This window comes from Hymenobacter qilianensis (assembly GCF_014638675.1).
Lineage (GTDB): Bacteria > Bacteroidota > Bacteroidia > Cytophagales > Hymenobacteraceae > Hymenobacter > Hymenobacter qilianensis.
Genome location: NZ_BMFN01000003.1, coordinates 543221 through 558797 on the forward strand (window position 1 = coordinate 543221; position 15577 = coordinate 558797).

Sequence of the window (15577 nt, forward strand, 5' to 3'; positions counted from 1 at the left end):
GCTGCCGCTCTGCCTGACGTTCACTACGTTCTTATCCTTTTGCCTTCCGCAATTGGGCCCACTGCACGGCTATAATGGTTTTGGCATCTTGCAGGGGTTCGGCAATCAGCTCTTCCCAGCTAAATTCTTCCGCCGTCAACTTTTCGCCCTCGCTGGCCTCACCGCCGCCGGGGGCGATTTGCTGGCTTACCTCCGCATAATAGATGGTAATGCGCTCCGCATTGGCCCCCGGAGATGGATACATCTGGATTATTTGTTCTAAATGATCAACTTTGTACCCTAATTCTTCTTTGATCTCACGACGCAGCGCCTCTTCCGGGCTTTCCCCTTCCTTGTCGAGCATGCCGGCTGGCAGCTCTAATACGTCGGCCTCGGCACCTACACGGAACTGACGGACCAGTAGATAACGTTGGCGGGTGGTATCCAGCACCAAGGCCGCTACGGCCTCACCGGGCTCGAACCGGATGCGCTGGTACTCCTCGGGGCCATCCTGCACCGTGAGTTCACTAAGTTTGTAAAAGCCTTTGTAGAGGATTTTCCGGTCCTTTATGTTCATAGGGCGTAAGCTTGGCGTAAAAACGTTGGATTTTATCGGAAATAACTGAACCAGGCGCGGCGCCTGGCTCTGGTTATACGTTCAACCGCCGCAATCCGCTTACGCTCCCGGCAACGCTGGGGGCTTTTTCTCTTTTTCGACCGGTTTCTGAAGCCGCGTTTCTTGTCGGCTGCCGCCTGCTGTACTAGTTAGGGGTGGCTCCTTTTATCTTTTTCAATGTCATTCGACGAACTCAATCTGATTGATCCTATCCTCCGTGCCTTGCACGAGGAAGGCTACACCACGCCCACCCCTATCCAGCAGCAAGCCATTCCGCAGGTGCTGGAAGGCCACGATTTGCTGGGCGTTGCCCAAACGGGCACCGGCAAAACCGCTGCCTTTACTGTTCCGATTCTTCAAATTCTGACCCAGACGGCCAAAGTAGCGCACGTGTCGCACTCGCGCATTCGCTGCCTGGTGCTTACACCTACCCGCGAGCTGGCCATACAGATTGGCGAAAGCTTCGCGGCTTACGGTCGCCACTTGCCGCTGCGCCACACCGTTATTTTTGGTGGCGTAGGCCAATTGCCCCAAACCAACGCCCTGCGTCGCGGCGTGGAAGTGCTCATTGCTACGCCCGGTCGTCTGCTCGACTTGATGAACCAAGGCTTCGTGGACCTGCGCCACGTGGAAGTATTCGTGCTCGACGAGGCCGACCGCATGCTGGATATGGGCTTTATCAACGATATCAAGCGTGTTCTGCCCAAGCTGCCGACCGCTCGCCAGACGTTGTTTTTCTCGGCTACTATGCCTGGTCCTATTCAGGAGTTGGCCAGCACGATTCTGAAGCCAAACCCGGTGAAGGTGGCCGTTACGCCCGTGTCAAGCACGGCCGATACGGTGGCCCAAGCCGTGTACATGGTTGATAAGCACGATAAAGCCGACTTGCTGGAGCATTTGCTTTCTGACAAGAATATCCGCCGGGTACTCGTATTTACGCGCACCAAGCACGGCGCTGATAAAGTGGTAAAAACGTTGGTGAAGGCCGACATTGCCGCCGAAGCTATTCACGGCAACAAGTCCCAGAATCACCGGCAGCGCGCTTTGTCCAACTTCAAGGCTGGCAGCATCCGCGTGCTGGTCGCCACCGACATTGCCGCCCGCGGCATTGATGTGGATGAGCTGACGCACGTTATTAATTACGAAATCCCCAACGAGCCCGAAACCTACGTGCACCGCATTGGTCGCACGGGCCGGGCCGGAGCCAATGGTATTGCCCTTTCCTTCTGCGAAGACGAAGAGCGCGCTTACCTTCAGGACATTCAGAAGCTGATCCGCCGCCAGATCGACGTGGCTACGCACCCTTTCCGCTCCACGGCTATTGCGCCCGTGCTGCTAAACGGTCGCGAATCCATTCCGCGTCCGAAGGGCCCGGCTGGTCGCCCAGCGCGGCCCGGCCGCGAGGGTGGCGGCGGTGGACGCCCAGCCCGTGCTGGCGCTGAGTCAGCGAGCCGCGGTGGTCAAGGACGCCAGGCCGCTGGTCCGCGCTCTTCTTCCCCCCGGCCCGCCGGTGGCGAGCGCACGAGCAGCGGTAGCAGTGGTGGGGGGCAAAATCGTCGTCGCTACGGCAGCGGCGGAAATGGCCGATAGCCACTCAGCAAGCTAACACTAAGCGGGGCCGACAAGTAGTCGGCCCCGCTTTTTTGTGAAACAAAACGGTGTTCTTTAGCCTTATATTCTTGGAAGTCGTCCAGTACTTGTCTCAACCCGATCTACCCTTTTATGGCTAAGAGCACTCTTCCCGTTATTCAGGCCCTGCGCGACACGGCTCAGCGCCTCGCTACTCAGGCTCCTTATCAATGGGGCCACATGGGCAGCTGCAACTGCGGCCACCTTGCCCAAACTGTCACGCGCCTCACGAAAGCTGAGATTCACGCCCGCGCCATGCAGCGCTACGGCGATTGGGAGCGCCAACTAATCGACTATTGCCCCACCAGCGGCCTGCCCATCGATCAAACCATTGACGAAATGCTGGCTTTAGGCTTCTCGCGCGAAGATCTGACGCACCTCGAACGCCTCGCCGACCCTACCATTCGGGCGGCAATTCCCTTTGAGCGTCGCAATGCTCTCCGCCACAATCAGCGCGACGACGTTGTACTCTACCTGCGCACTTGGGCCGACTTGTTGGAAAACTCTTTACTAGCCGACATCAGCCTCCCCGATTTTGCCCCCCAGCCCGCTCCGGTTCCCACCACCGAGCAACTAGCAACGGTGTTGGTCGACTAATAACAAGGGCTAACTCTCATAGGCAAACTGACTAGCAATGCAGAAGCCCCACCTGACATAAGTCGGGTGGGGCTTCTGTGTTATATTCTGAGGTCTATCTACTACGCCGGGCCAGTATAGCGGCCGGCCTTGAAGTAACTACTGTTGAATGGAAGGTTCGCTGCTCTGTGCCTTGCGGTACATCTCCGTGCGGTGGGCACGCTTGTAGGCCGCATCGGCGTTGGGATCTTCCTCAGCGTTTGGGGGCACTGAGCAAGACGTCGTCATGAGGATCGAGGCGCAGGAAGCAAACAGCAGAAGCAGACGGAATTTTTTCATGCGCCAAAGGTAAGCACCCCCGTCAAAACTCCCAACTGCTATGCTAAACGAAAAAGCAGCTTTGAGAACGCAACAAGTTATGTATGGCTAATCCCATATACCAAGTGAGGTAGCAATGCACCTGCCCACACCCTTCCGCCAGATAACATTTGAAAACTAAGACGAAAGAGCGAGCATATTAAGACCGATAAAAAAGCCGTGTAGGCAGGCCTGATAGATGGTCTCACTATGCGTTCAAACTCGCGGCACATTCAAGAGCTAGTACTAAAGCCTTTAGCGCCCTGCCACCCTCCTGTCACTTTCACTTTTAACATGAATTAACCATGTCAAAAGGCTTAGTAATCTCTTAAAATCAGCGCAGCAATGACAACCAATTAATTATAGCCCTTCTTTTGCAATCAAGCAATAAACTCACAGCCTCCAAAACAGCACACGAATACTACTAGTATTACTTTGATAAAATTGCTGTAAACATCTGATTATTCGGTATATATGATTAAAATATCTGCAAAACAATATCTATATCATATACCTGCTTTCAACTATGATTATCCTTATTGATACAGACATAATTTTCATGCGTATCCTATGGATAAATCACCTTTTACGCACAGCCCAAAAACCCATAAAAACAGGTCAGACCTGATTGTACTTCGGTTGGTATAAAAGGCTGCATACCCCTTATACAGCATTTTAAATATTTGTGTCTTGTAGGGCTAAAAAACAGGGCTATATACGTATCTGAAAACGCCTCACGCAGGCGGTTTCAGAGGGATATACGCCGGGAGTTGGTTAAGTAGTTTGGCTACCTTAAGCAGGCAAGAGCAATACCCTAACCGGGCATTTCCGGCTGGTATGCAGAAAAGGTGCCATCATGATAAAAGATCACGATGCGGCGAATCGTTTTGCCTGGCTCCGCGAAAGCTGACAGCAAATCGGGGGAAGCGGGCGCCGGGGTAGCAGGTGCCTGGGGGGCGTTTTGCGGCGCAGCAACAGCCGCTGATGGAGCAAGTGCAGGCTGAGTGGCCACCTCCGGTGAAGCTGGCCGAGGCGCCTCCATGCTTTCGGGCGCAGGAGCGGCGTACACTGGAGCCGGCGGGGCAGGAGTAGATGATGCTGGCTGTGCAGGCGGGGCGGCCGTAGCAACGGGCACAGTGGCTTCTTGGGCATGTGCTGCCGTGCGTTTAGGGCGTGGCTTAGCCGCTGTTGGACCTGGGCTAACGGGTATTGCGGTGCTTTCTAGGGCGGCTGGAGCTAGGGTAGCAGGTTGAGAAGCAACAGAAGCCATCATGGGGCCTTGCCCACTCAGGAGCCACGGCAATGATATGTCTGGAAAGGCTGCGATTATTTTCTGGACAACCTCAAGGCTTGGCTTATTGCGCCCACTAAGCACATGGCTTATAATAGGACGCGCCAGGCCCAGCGCATCGGCAAATTGAGTAGGACTCAACTGTCGGGTCTGTAAAATCTGCCGGATGCGCTCAACCATAATATGTGCTGGACTAATGATTTACAAATGTACGAGTATGAAGGAATCATTGGTGCATCACGATACTAGTTACATTTATAAACTATACATGCTCATTGCGTTACGTATGTTAACAACAGTAAATAATAGTACAGCTGTTTACAAATGTCAAATATAAACTCATATAGAATTACGTGCGCCTACTGTAAGCTGATTTTGCTGTTATCCACACAGATTCATCAGGAGCAGGTAAAGGATGGTCAAAGAGGCAGATCTTAAAATTTACAGCAGCAAAAAGCCCCCCACGAACGCTAAGTCGCGGGGGGCTTTTTTGGCTAAGAACCTTATCTAATACACTCGAAGAAGATACAGCCTAAGTACGAAATCCTTAGTTGAAGTACTGCTGAGCTAGCACCTTATCATGCCCATAGATGTCGTCGCGGAAATGCACGCTCCCACCTTCATCTACCCACGCTGTGAAGTAAACCAAATACACGGGCAGCTTTTCGTTTAGTGTTATGTACTTCTCTTTGCGGGCCTGTATGGTATCCGTGATAGTCTGCCGGTCCCAGCCGGGCTTGTTGCGAAGCAGATATTCCGCCAGCTTGATGGGCTCCTCTACCCGCACACAACCATGACTAAAGCCACGCTTGGTTTGGTTAAACAACTCATCGTTGGGAGTGTCGTGGAGGTAGATATCGTCGGAGTTCGGGAAGATAAATTTCACCTCACCCAAATCGTTTTTAGGGCCCGGACGACGACGCAGTGTATACTTAAACGTCTTCTCGTTCACGTTGGTCCAGTCAATAGAACCGGGATCGACGGGCACTGCTTTGGCTCCGTATCCCTTCACCACTTCCATATCCAGATGGTCTAGGTAGCTAGGATCGTTGGCCAGTTTAGGAGCCAATTCTTTCTGGATGATGCTCATGGGCACGTTCCAGTAAGGCGACAAAACCACGTATTCCAGCTTGTCGCTGAACACCGGCGTGGCGTTCAAAGTCTTGCCCACAATCACACGCATATTGAACACTTCCTTGTTGTCCTCAATAACGTGAAGCTTATAATCGGGAATATTAACCAGTAAATAATCTGGTTCAAATCGTTTGGGAATCCAGCGCCAGCGCTCCATGTTCAGCATGATCTGATCGATGCGATCGGCCAGCGGCACATTGAGAAGACGCAAGGTTTCTCCTCCAACTACGCCGTCGGGCTTGAGGCCATTTTGCGTTTGAAAGGCCTTCACGGCATCTACCAACTCGCCTTCATAGACAGCGGCCGGACTCGTATTAGCGGTCGGTGCAGCAGCGGCGCCGTTGTTATTTACGGGCTGCACCGGCGTCACTTCAGGCTCAGCTTTGCCCCCCAGCAGACGCTGCCGCAACTGCGCAACGGCCGGCGATGAACTCCCTGGTTTCAACTTGGTGCCAGCCGGAATGATAGGCCAGCCGCCATTGCGCTGCAACGCCCGGTAGTCAGCCAAGGCCTTTTTCAGGGCATTATACTCCGGGTGCAGTGGCTCAAATTCGTAGTAAGGATAGGTGCTTTCCCGCTCCTGAAGGATCGTCATCAGGGCCTTGTGCAGCTTGATCTTGTTACGTTTTACGCGCCAATCTATATTCTTGACTTCGCGCGGGCTTACCGTCCCCCGATAAAAATCGGAGGCCCAGTTGAAATACGTGCTCGATAAGGCTACATCAATCTCCTTTTCCAAGGCATTGCGCTTGGTCGAATCGGATTGCACTGCCTCCAGATCGGCAAAAAGCTTATCGAAGTCCTTGATTTTGTAGTCTTTAGGATTCAGGCCTTCATCGGCGGCTTTTTCCAGCACCCCAAGCATTGTTTTGGCCTGCGGCACCAGCTCATGGTTTCGGAACCAGCCCAGGCGGTAGTCCCGCTCCTTATAAAACTTTTTGCCCCAATCGATGTGCTCCTTGAAAGCAGGCTCAGCGCTCATCTGTCGAATTACGTAGGTGCTGTCCAGCTTGGGCTGAGGGCCACCTGCTTTAGTGAGCGCACCGGGGAGAGCATCTTTAATTTGATCCTTCTGATCCTGGCTGCATGATGAGGACGTGGCAAGCACCGCAAGGCCCAGCAGCCAAACCATGAAGGTGGAGAGAAAAGAAAAGCGAAAGAGAGATTTCATATGTAAATAAAGAAGCGACAGAAAACGCAAATAGTACCAAGCAACCTCCTCAACAAACCTGAACCTAAGATAGGTCCCTGGTGGCGGCTTGGGCGTTCTACTGCATTCGGCCCCGCGAAGTTTCCGCAGGGTTACGAATACGCCTCGGTTGGCAATATACATGTTTTGCTTCCACACTTGTATACTGCGTTGCTGCTCCCCAGCGAGGGTTTTGGCTACCTTTACTTTCCTCGCCCTCCTTTTTGAGGAAAAGATTAAATCGCACTTTTTGGATTTTGCCAATGCCCACTTCCTCTGCTCCTGCTTCTTTCCCCAGCCCCGATCCGCACAGCTACGCCCGCCCTGCCGAAGCCCGGGTTCATCACCTAACCCTTGAGCTAAGCGTTGACTTTACGGCGCAGGCACTCACGGGTCAGGCCACGTGGCAGTTTAGCAACCCCGGCGGTGCCCCCGATATTTATCTGGATGCCCGCGACCTTCTGATAGAGTCCGTCTTGCTCGACGGCCCTGATGGTCCGGCTACCACCTACGAGTTGGGAGCCCCCGACGAGGTGCTGGGTCAGGCCTTGCGCATAGCCGTGAAGCCGGCGACTACGGCTGTCACCATTCGGTATCAGACCTCACCCGAGGCAGCCGCTTTGCAGTGGCTGCCTCCTATCCAAACCGCCGGCCGGGAGCAGCCATTTTTGTTTACCCAGTCGCAGGCAATTCTGGCGCGCACCTGGCTTCCCTGCCAAGACTCGCCCGGCGTGCGCTTCACTTACAATGCCTGGGTGCGGGTGCCGGCCCATCTGCTGGCGCTGATGAGCGCCGAGAATCCGCAGGCAAAGGACCCGCAGGGCGAGTACCACTTTCGGATGACGCAGCCCATTCCTGCGTATCTCATGGCGCTGGCTGTGGGCGACCTAAGCTACACTCCCATCAGTGCCCGCACTGGCATTTATGCCGAACCTGTAAGCTTGCCAGCGGCTGCCTCGGAATTCCGAGACCTGGAAAAAATGGTAGCAACAGCCGAGGGCTTGTACGGACCTTACCGCTGGGAACAATACGATTTGTTGGTTTTGCCCCCCAGCTTTCCTTTTGGTGGAATGGAAAACTTAAGATTAACATTTGTAACACCTACCGTAATCACCGGCGACCGTAGCCTGACCAGCTTAATAGCGCATGAGCTTGCTCACTCCTGGTCGGGCAACCTGGTTACAAATGCAACGTGGAATGATTTCTGGCTAAATGAAGGCTTCACGGTCTATTTTGAGCGGCGGATAATGGAGAAGCTATATGGCCCCGCCTACGCCGCTATGCTTCAGATGCTGGGTTATAAGTCGTTGCTCCATACCATAGAGGAAATTGGCCCCCAAAGCCCCGACACCCACCTCTACCTCAACCTTGCCGGCCGCGACCCAGATGATGGCCTTAATGATATTGCGTACGAAAAAGGCAATTACCTCCTCCTCACCCTGGAGAGCCTTATAGGTCGCTCCCGCCTCGACGCCTTTATTAAGGAGTACTTCGCGCAGCACAGTTTTCAGAGCATGGACACGGTTTCCTTTGTGGCTTACCTGCGCCGTGAGCTCCTGGATCGGGAGCCCGGCCTCGAAGAAAAGCTGCAGCTCGACGCCTGGATCAACGGGTCCGGTATTCCGAGCGGGGCCCCGGCCGTAACATCCGAGCGCTTCGCGGCGGTTGATGCCGCGCGGCGGCAGTGGGAACGTGGCACGCCGGCCGCCGACCTGGTGGTGTCGGAGTGGAGCACGCATGAGTGGGTGTACTTTATACAGGGGCTGCCTACGGATTTGTCCAGGGGGCAAATTTCAGAGTTGGATGCGGCCTTCGCGCTCACCCAATCCGGCAACGCCGAAATTCTGACTGCCTGGCTGCCGGTTGCTTTGGCAACCGGCCATCTGCCGGCCGAGGAAGCTACCCAGCGTTTTTTGCTGCGTGTAGGCCGACGTAAGTTTTTAACTCCTCTTTATAAAGCGCTTCTGGCCCTCCCCGATGGGCTGGCCCGCGCCCAGGCAATCTATGCCCGCGCCCGGCCCAACTATCACGCCGTAGCTACCAGCACATTTGATGCGCTACTGGGCCGCCCGGCCTAAATCTGAAGAAGAAAAAGGGCCGAAAGTAAGAGATTTGAGTTGTTGAGTTGTTAAGCGACCAGTTACCCGCTCTGCCAGGGGAGCTACCCTAGGCCACGCATGGCCCGAAGCTTGCTTGAATTTGGAGCTGACTGCTCTGTTGTTTTTTGTGTTGAACTAGTATAGAATGTTGGTATTGGAAAATCTAAAACCTCTCGGTAAACTGATTGCCATCGGTGGCAATGAAGATAAAGGCACTTACCCCAACCCCCGCACCAAGAAGAAATATTACCTCAACTTCTTTGAGTTAGGTATTCTGAAACGCATTGTAACCGAATCGGGGAAAGCCGACCCGCGCATTGAGGTTGTTACCACTGCCTCCATGATTCCGGAAGAGGTAGCCCGCATTTATGTGGCTTCCTTTGCCATGCTCAATTGCTTGAACGTGGGGGTGTTTGATATCCGGGTGCCCGAGGATACTGACCGGCCTGAGCACCTGGACCGCCTGCGCGACGCCGACATTATCATGTTTAGCGGGGGCAATCAGTCGCGGCTGACCGAAATGTTCGGCAACACCGAGTTTCTGCGTGTGCTTACGGAGCGCTACCACAACCACCCCAATTTTATCATCGCCGGCACTAGCGCCGGGGCCATGGCCATGTCAAAAGTCATGATTCGGGGCGGCAGCGTGCCCGATGCCCTAATGAAAGGTGCCGTCAAAATGGGTACGGGCCTCGCCCTGATGCCTAAAGTTGTCATTGACTCTCATTTCGTGAAGCGCGGCCGCTTCGGCCGGCTCATTGAGGCCGTTGCCCTATACCCCAAGCTCATCGGTATCGGTTTGGGTGAGGACACCGGTATACTTATCACGGAGGGCAATCTGATTGAAACCATCGGCTCCAACCTGGTCGTGATTATGGACGGGCACAACTTGGAGCATAACAACGCCAGCCTAGCGAAGAAAGGCGCAGCCCTTTCCATCGAAAACATGGTGCTGCATGTGCTCATCAAAGGCAACGTGTATAATATAGAGGAGCGCAAGTTCTACCCAAGTAAGGCAGTTTTGCCCCCCATAGCTTCGCCCAAGCCTGAGTCGCAGGTGAGGTAGAATACTTCTTGTTTCTTCACTAAAAAGGCCGCGCTTCCAAGGAAGCGCGGCCTTTTTAATTGACAAAGCTCGATATCTAAGGTCAGCGTACCACTCCTTATATATATGTCGCAGTCTGAATGCAGCTATTTATCCTCATAAATAGCGGTGAAAAGTGGGCTTTCGGAAGTGATGGTGCCTCTATACATGCCACTTGAATTGAAGGGCAGCGCTAGATTACCGGCGCCATCTACCGCTATCAATCCACCTTCGCCCCCTACTGGCTCTAGCTTATCGTGCACCACGATGCGGCAGGCTTCGGCTAAGCTCAGGCCACGGTATTCTATGAGGCAGGCTACATCGTAGGCAGCTACGGCACGCATAAAGTATTCGCCCGAGCCAGTGCAGGAAATAGCGCAGGTTCGGTTGTCGGCGAAGGTGCCGGCCCCAATAATGGGCGAGTCGCCGATGCGGGAGTAGCGCTTGTTGGTCATGCCGCCGGTGCTGGTGGCCGCGGCCAGGTTGCCGTGCTGGTCGCGGGCCACCGCACCCACGGTTCCCATTTTCTTGGGCTGGGGGGCTTTTTTCGATTCGCTGTGGTCAAGCTGAATTCCCCCCGACTCCAGCGCTTCCTGCAATTGGTCGTGGCGATGCTGGGTGAAAAAGTACTCGTCGGGCTGGGTGGGCAGGTTGTGCTCGCGGGCAAAATCCTCCGCACCCGGCCAGGCCAGCAGCACGTGGTCCGACTTTTCCATCACCATGCGAGCTACGCTGATCGGGTTTTGCAGATTGCGCACGCCTGCCACGGCGCCTGCGCTTCGGTCTCGCCCGTCCATGATGGCCGCATCCATTTCGTGGCGACCATCATGGGTGAATACGGCTCCTCGCCCAGCGTTAAACAAAGGTGAATCTTCGAGCACACGCACCGACGCTTCTACTGCATCGAGGGCGGCGCCGCCCTGGCGCAATACGTCGTGGCCCGCTTCGAGCACCTGCCGGAGCGCGGCGTGGTAGGCCTGCTCCTTTTCGGGGGTCATTTGGTCGCGGGAGATGGTGCCGGCCCCGCCGTGTATGGCCAGTGCAAAGGTGGATTTCATAAGCAAGAAATGGGTGGATACGCCTGAAAGCGCAAAATATAGACAAACCCTGGGTAGCTTCGGGAACCAGTTTCGGGTGTTCCTGGTCCTACTAGGTACGCATTCAACGGACCGGAGTTCGACCCGTTTTATTAACCGAAACGGGTTTTTTTTCGTACGTTTGACTTCCCATTTTCATCATTTCAACTATTCCTTTTTTATGGCTTACGACGCTACCGGCCGCCTGCACGAGATTTTCGACGAACAGCAGGTGAGTGAAAAATTCCGCAAGCGCGAGTTCGTGCTGGAAGTCCAGGAGGGCCAGTACCCCGAGCATATCAAGTTCCAATTGGTGCAGGATAAGACAGCCCTGATAGATCCTTTCAAAATCGGCGACGAGGTAAAAGTGACGTTTAATCTGCGTGGCCGCGGCTTCAACAAAAACGGCCAGATGCTGTACTTCACTAACCTGGAAGCCTGGCGCATCGAAGCTGGTGCAGGTGGCGGTGCTCCCGCTGCTGGCGGCAACTATGGCAATCAGCAGCAAGCGGCTCCCCGCGCTGCGGCCCCCGCTCAGAACCAAAACCCGAACCTTCGCGCTCAGCCCGCCGCTCCTATCGCCGGCGACGACGACAACGATCTTCCTTTCTAAGCGCTCTGCTTTGCGAAATCTTCTCAATGCCGCCTTCTACCGAGGGCGGCATTGTTTTTTTCGGCTGGGGGGCTTTTTTACTTAGATTTTGTTTCAGATGATGGTCTTGAGTCATGCAGAGCGGAGCGAAGCATCTCGCGTGTTGATTTGGGTTACTAACCTCACATCAGCACGCGAGATGCTTCGCTGCGCTCTGCATGACGTTCTTTTTTGCTTTCATTACTTATCGCATGCCTTTTTGATCAAAGACACTTTTTCATCTTGAAAAGCCGTTTACTGCCTAACCACTGCCTGTTTTTCAACGTCTGCCCTTCTAAAGCGTACGTTACCTCAATTTTTGCCCCCCACTACTGATTTTGTTTTTTTCTGATGACCGCGTCCTCTGAATCAAATTCTCCTCCCCTGCGCGGTAAAACGGCCCTCATTACTGGCGCTTCCGGCGGCATCGGGCTGATAACGGCTCGCGAGCTGGCACGGCGCGGCGCCCGCGTAATAATGGTGTGCCGCAACCCGGAGCGCGGCGAGCAAGCCCGCACGGCCATCCGCGAAGCCATCGGTGCCGACGCTCAGCTCGATTTGCTGCTCTGCGACCTGTCGTTGCTGGCCAACGTGCGCACCCTGGCCGAGGAAGTAAGCCGCCGCTTCGATCAGCTTGATATTCTGGTGAATAACGCCGGCATATTTCCGGGCCCGCTTACCATCACCGAAGAAGGCCACGAGCTGAGCTGGGCCACAAATCATCTGGCCGTATTTGCGCTGACCAATCTGCTGTTGCCGCAGCTGCTGGAAGCTCCGAAAGCGCGTATTCTTACCGTAGCCTCCGAAGCGCACTGGCTGGGTGAGATAGAGACTTCGGCCGAAGCCCGCAATGCGCGCGAAAAATACAGCTCGTTCACGGCTTACTGCGACTCCAAGCTAGCCAACATCATGTTCACGAGCGAGTTAGCTCACCGCCTAGACCTCACGAAGGTAACGGCCAACTGCCTGCACCCCGGCATGGTAGATACGGGCTTGGTCCATCCTGGAAGTTCACCCTTGATGAAAGCCATGTGGTGGGCCGCCCGGCCATTTATGATCAGCCCCGAGAAAGGCGCCCAAACCAGCATCTACCTGGCCTCTTCGCCTGAGGTGGAAGGAGTTAGCGGCAAGTATTTCAAAAACCGCAAACCCAGCCGTGCCTCCGGCCGCTCCCAGAGCCGCCCCGAATCTGCCCGCCTCTGGCGCCTCTCGCAGGAGGAAACGGGCGTGGAATAACAGATAAGTAGTTAATTATCAGCACGTTTGATTTTCTTAGCTGGCTCTTCAGGGCAAGTTTTTAGTTCAACATTAGTGCATAGCCCATGCCTACGCTACAGGAGTTGATTCGGGAAGGCGAAGGGGAGCAGGTGGAATTTAAAAAAAAGACCACGCACCCGACGCGCATTTCGCGCACCCTGGCTTCCCTGGCCAACACGCGCGGTGGCTACGTGCTGGTCGGCGTCGATGATGACGGGCGAATTGTGGGCGTGCGCGATGCCGCGGAGGAAATACATGTGCTGCGCGAGGCGGCCACCCATTACGTAGATCCGCCTATCCTGCTCACGTTCAAAGAAGTAGAAGAAGACAACCGGACAGTACTCATCGTGACGGTGCGCGAAAGCGCCCACAAGCCCCACCGCGCTCAAGTGGCCGAGGGCGACTGGCGCGGCTACGTGCGCGTGCGCGACCAGAGCGTGCAAACCAGCAGCCTCACCGAAAAAGTGCTGCAACGCGAAGAGCCAACCTTCGAGAAAATCCCGCTGAACAAAGATGAGCTGGCCGTGCTCGATTACCTGCGCACCAATCCGCGCATCACGCTGGCCCAATACCAAAAACTCATCAATGTAGGACAGCGCCGCGCCTACCGCACCCTCATCAAGCTCGTTCTGCACGGTTATCTGCGCCATCACGACAAGCAGAAGGAAGTGTATTATACGTTATAAAGTGATTATAAAAGGCAGTCATGCAGAGCGAAGCGAAGCATCTCGCGTGTTTAGTAGAATTAGTAATCAGACGACCGAGAGCGAGATGCTTCGCTGCGCTCTGCATGACCGCCTGATTTAGGCGAACACAAAAAAGCCCCCCAATTGACACTTGGGGGGCTTTTTCGGGCGTAAGCAGCTTACAGTTCGCTGCTGCTCTCGCGCGATTTTTTCTTTTCGTCCTTGGCGGCTTTCTTTTCTTTGGCCGTCTTGGTCGGCTCTTTCTTTTTCTCTTTGCGGGCGTCTTGTGCTTTAGCCATGACTAGAACAGATGAAGGTGAGAGGTGGACGTATTAACGCAGGCAGCTTCGCTTGTGTTGTGCGCTTTAAAGCTACAATAACGGCAAATACCGTTCATGTAAAATTGTTAAATGATGCGCTTCATGGCCCGGCACCACATGCACCAGCGCCCGCACACTGATGGGGTGCTCGTTGGCCATACCCACCTTGTCGAGGATGTGGGGGGCAAATGACCGGTACAGCGCTACGGTACTGGCGCGCACGGCGGCGTGCTCGGCCAGCAAATCTGCCAGCGGGCGGGTGTTGGCTTCCGAAGCCTGGGCGTAGGCGTTTTCATCAAAGCCCGGCAACGACTGCTGGTCGCCGCGAGCAATGCACAGGGCGCGGTAGGCAAAAATGCGCTCTGAGTCCAGTATGTGCAGAATCATCTCCTTAATGGTCCACTTTTCGGGGGCGTATGCCAGCAGCGCCTGCTCATCGGTGAGGGCGCCTAGCAAAGCCCGAACGTGGGCGCCTTGTTTTTCCAGCAGCTCCACCGGATCGATGCTGTCGGGTACGTGCCGGAGGTAGTTTTCGTAATACGCGGGATATTCGCCGCTGATGGGCTGCTTAATTACAACTGACTCCGCTGGCACTGGGGTTTCAGCGGTCTGGGGGGCTTTTTTGGGTGCCAGCCGCCGCTGCCGGTTCAGACGCTGAGAGCTGCCCCAGTTCCGCTTGGAAGGCAGAGCGCCGGCGGGCAGCCAGGCATCGGAGGGCCGGGATGGTGTTTTGCCGAAGGCCCAGCGCAGAAAGTCGGGCATAATGCGGCCCCAGGTTTCCTGGTTGTGGCGGCCGCCAGCCACTTCTACGTAGCGAATATGCTCATCGGGAACACCCTGCCGAGTCAGTTCCGCCAGCAGGTCCAGCGTATCTTCAATGGAGTCGATGATGCCGTTCTTGTTACGGTCGTTAGTCTCGTCCAGCGTACCGGTTTGGAGCCAGAAGCGGTGGCTGGGATGCGGCTGGCCCGAGCGCACGAGCGCATGCATGATGCGGTCGGCATCGATGTAGCCATCGTCAAAGGCTTTGCGCCGCCACCAGAATGAGCCGGAAAAAACGCCCACCCACGCAAACGCGTCCGGGTTGCGCCACACCAGGTCGAAAGCCATGAGCCCGCCTAAGGAAAACCCCGCAAAAACGGATTGCTCCGGGTCGGAGGTCACGTGGTATTTCTGCTGCACATAGGGCAGCAATTCTTCCAGCACAAAATCGGTGTAGAGGTGCGCTTTGTTGCCGCGCTCCAGGTAATCGGGGCGGCCGGCGGTGCCGTATTCGTGCATGCGGTCGCCGGCGTGAATGGCAATCAGCACGAACGGCCGCAGCGCCTGCTGCTGATACAGCGCATCGAGGGTGGCTTTTAGGCGCAGGCGCCGCAAATCCTGGCCATCGTTCAGATACAAAACCGGATAAGGCCCGTGCCCGGCAGGATCGAAGGCCGGCGGCAACACCACATCCAGCCGCACCGTACGCTCTAAAGAAGCTGAACTGAGCGTTTCGTCGCGTACTATTTGTACGGTGGCGGCTTGGGAAGGCGAAAAAAGTGACTGATTCATTACTAAAAGCTAAATCGGCGGACGCTATGTTAGGCTTGCAAGGTACCTTTTTCCGGTTCTTAGCTCATGCTTACATGGTGCAATGAAATATTTCATTAC

The 15577-nt window shown here is 55.1% G+C and carries 13 protein-coding genes; 7 read left to right on the forward strand and 6 right to left on the reverse strand.

Features of this window, described 5'->3' with window-relative positions:
* Nucleotides 1–31: 31 nt before the first annotated feature.
* On the reverse strand, nucleotides 32–556 hold the full coding sequence (locus IEW06_RS16705) for an NUDIX domain-containing protein (protein ID WP_187731687.1): 525 nt from the start codon (nucleotides 554–556) through the stop codon (nucleotides 32–34).
* 216 nt (nucleotides 557–772) lie between these two features.
* Between IEW06_RS16705 and IEW06_RS16710 the strand changes: the two genes are divergently transcribed.
* A complete protein-coding gene (locus IEW06_RS16710; protein WP_188548618.1) occupies nucleotides 773–2185 on the forward strand; it encodes a DEAD/DEAH box helicase in 1413 nt (470 codons plus the stop codon).
* A gap of 132 nt (nucleotides 2186–2317) precedes the next feature.
* Entirely contained in the window at nucleotides 2318–2821 is a 504-nt protein-coding gene (locus IEW06_RS16715; RefSeq protein WP_187731685.1) for a hypothetical protein, read from the forward strand.
* Between the two features lie 138 nt (nucleotides 2822–2959).
* Here the strand turns inward: IEW06_RS16715 and IEW06_RS16720 are convergent, their stop codons facing one another.
* The 3 genes from IEW06_RS16720 to IEW06_RS16730 form a co-directional block, all read right to left on the reverse strand.
* On the reverse strand, nucleotides 2960–3139 hold the full coding sequence (locus tag IEW06_RS16720; protein WP_188548619.1) for a hypothetical protein: 180 nt from the start codon (nucleotides 3137–3139) through the stop codon (nucleotides 2960–2962).
* A gap of 832 nt (nucleotides 3140–3971) precedes the next feature.
* Nucleotides 3972–4628 (reverse strand): helix-turn-helix domain-containing protein, encoded by a 657-nt coding sequence (locus IEW06_RS16725; RefSeq protein ID WP_187731683.1) that lies wholly within the window; start codon nucleotides 4626–4628, stop codon nucleotides 3972–3974.
* A 367-nt stretch (nucleotides 4629–4995) separates the two neighbouring features.
* Nucleotides 4996–6753 (reverse strand): L,D-transpeptidase family protein, encoded by a 1758-nt coding sequence (locus IEW06_RS16730; protein ID WP_188548620.1) that lies wholly within the window; start codon nucleotides 6751–6753, stop codon nucleotides 4996–4998.
* A 281-nt stretch (nucleotides 6754–7034) separates the two neighbouring features.
* Here IEW06_RS16730 and IEW06_RS16735 point away from each other — a divergent pair, with 281 nt between their 5' ends.
* On the forward strand, nucleotides 7035–8849 hold the full coding sequence (locus tag IEW06_RS16735) for a M1 family metallopeptidase (RefSeq protein WP_187731680.1): 1815 nt from the start codon (nucleotides 7035–7037) through the stop codon (nucleotides 8847–8849).
* Between the two features lie 166 nt (nucleotides 8850–9015).
* On the forward strand, nucleotides 9016–9936 hold the full coding sequence (locus IEW06_RS16740; protein ID WP_187731679.1) for a cyanophycinase: 921 nt from the start codon (nucleotides 9016–9018) through the stop codon (nucleotides 9934–9936).
* Nucleotides 9937–10061: 125 nt separating this feature from the next.
* Here the strand turns inward: IEW06_RS16740 and IEW06_RS16745 are convergent, their stop codons facing one another.
* Nucleotides 10062–11012, reverse strand: a complete 951-nt coding sequence (locus tag IEW06_RS16745) for an isoaspartyl peptidase/L-asparaginase family protein (protein ID WP_187731678.1) — start codon at nucleotides 11010–11012, stop codon at nucleotides 10062–10064.
* A 199-nt stretch (nucleotides 11013–11211) separates the two neighbouring features.
* Here IEW06_RS16745 and IEW06_RS16750 point away from each other — a divergent pair, with 199 nt between their 5' ends.
* From IEW06_RS16750 to IEW06_RS16760, 3 genes are all read left to right on the forward strand, one after another.
* The gene (locus tag IEW06_RS16750) at nucleotides 11212–11643 is read left to right on the forward strand and encodes a DUF3127 domain-containing protein (RefSeq protein ID WP_133272501.1); all 432 of its coding nucleotides are present in this window, start codon (nucleotides 11212–11214) and stop codon (nucleotides 11641–11643) included.
* A 369-nt stretch (nucleotides 11644–12012) separates the two neighbouring features.
* Nucleotides 12013–12897, forward strand: coding sequence for an SDR family NAD(P)-dependent oxidoreductase (locus IEW06_RS16755; RefSeq protein WP_188548621.1), 885 nt, complete (start codon nucleotides 12013–12015; stop codon nucleotides 12895–12897).
* 86 nt (nucleotides 12898–12983) lie between these two features.
* Nucleotides 12984–13604 carry an AlbA family DNA-binding domain-containing protein gene (locus tag IEW06_RS16760; protein WP_187731676.1) on the forward strand — a complete coding sequence of 207 codons (621 nt, stop codon included), beginning with the start codon at nucleotides 12984–12986 and terminating at the stop codon, nucleotides 13602–13604.
* A gap of 371 nt (nucleotides 13605–13975) precedes the next feature.
* On the opposite strand, the gene IEW06_RS20945 is transcribed toward IEW06_RS16760, so the two are convergent.
* Nucleotides 13976–15478 (reverse strand): alpha/beta hydrolase-fold protein, encoded by a 1503-nt coding sequence (locus IEW06_RS20945; RefSeq protein WP_308422034.1) that lies wholly within the window; start codon nucleotides 15476–15478, stop codon nucleotides 13976–13978.
* Nucleotides 15479–15577 lie beyond the last annotated feature (99 nt).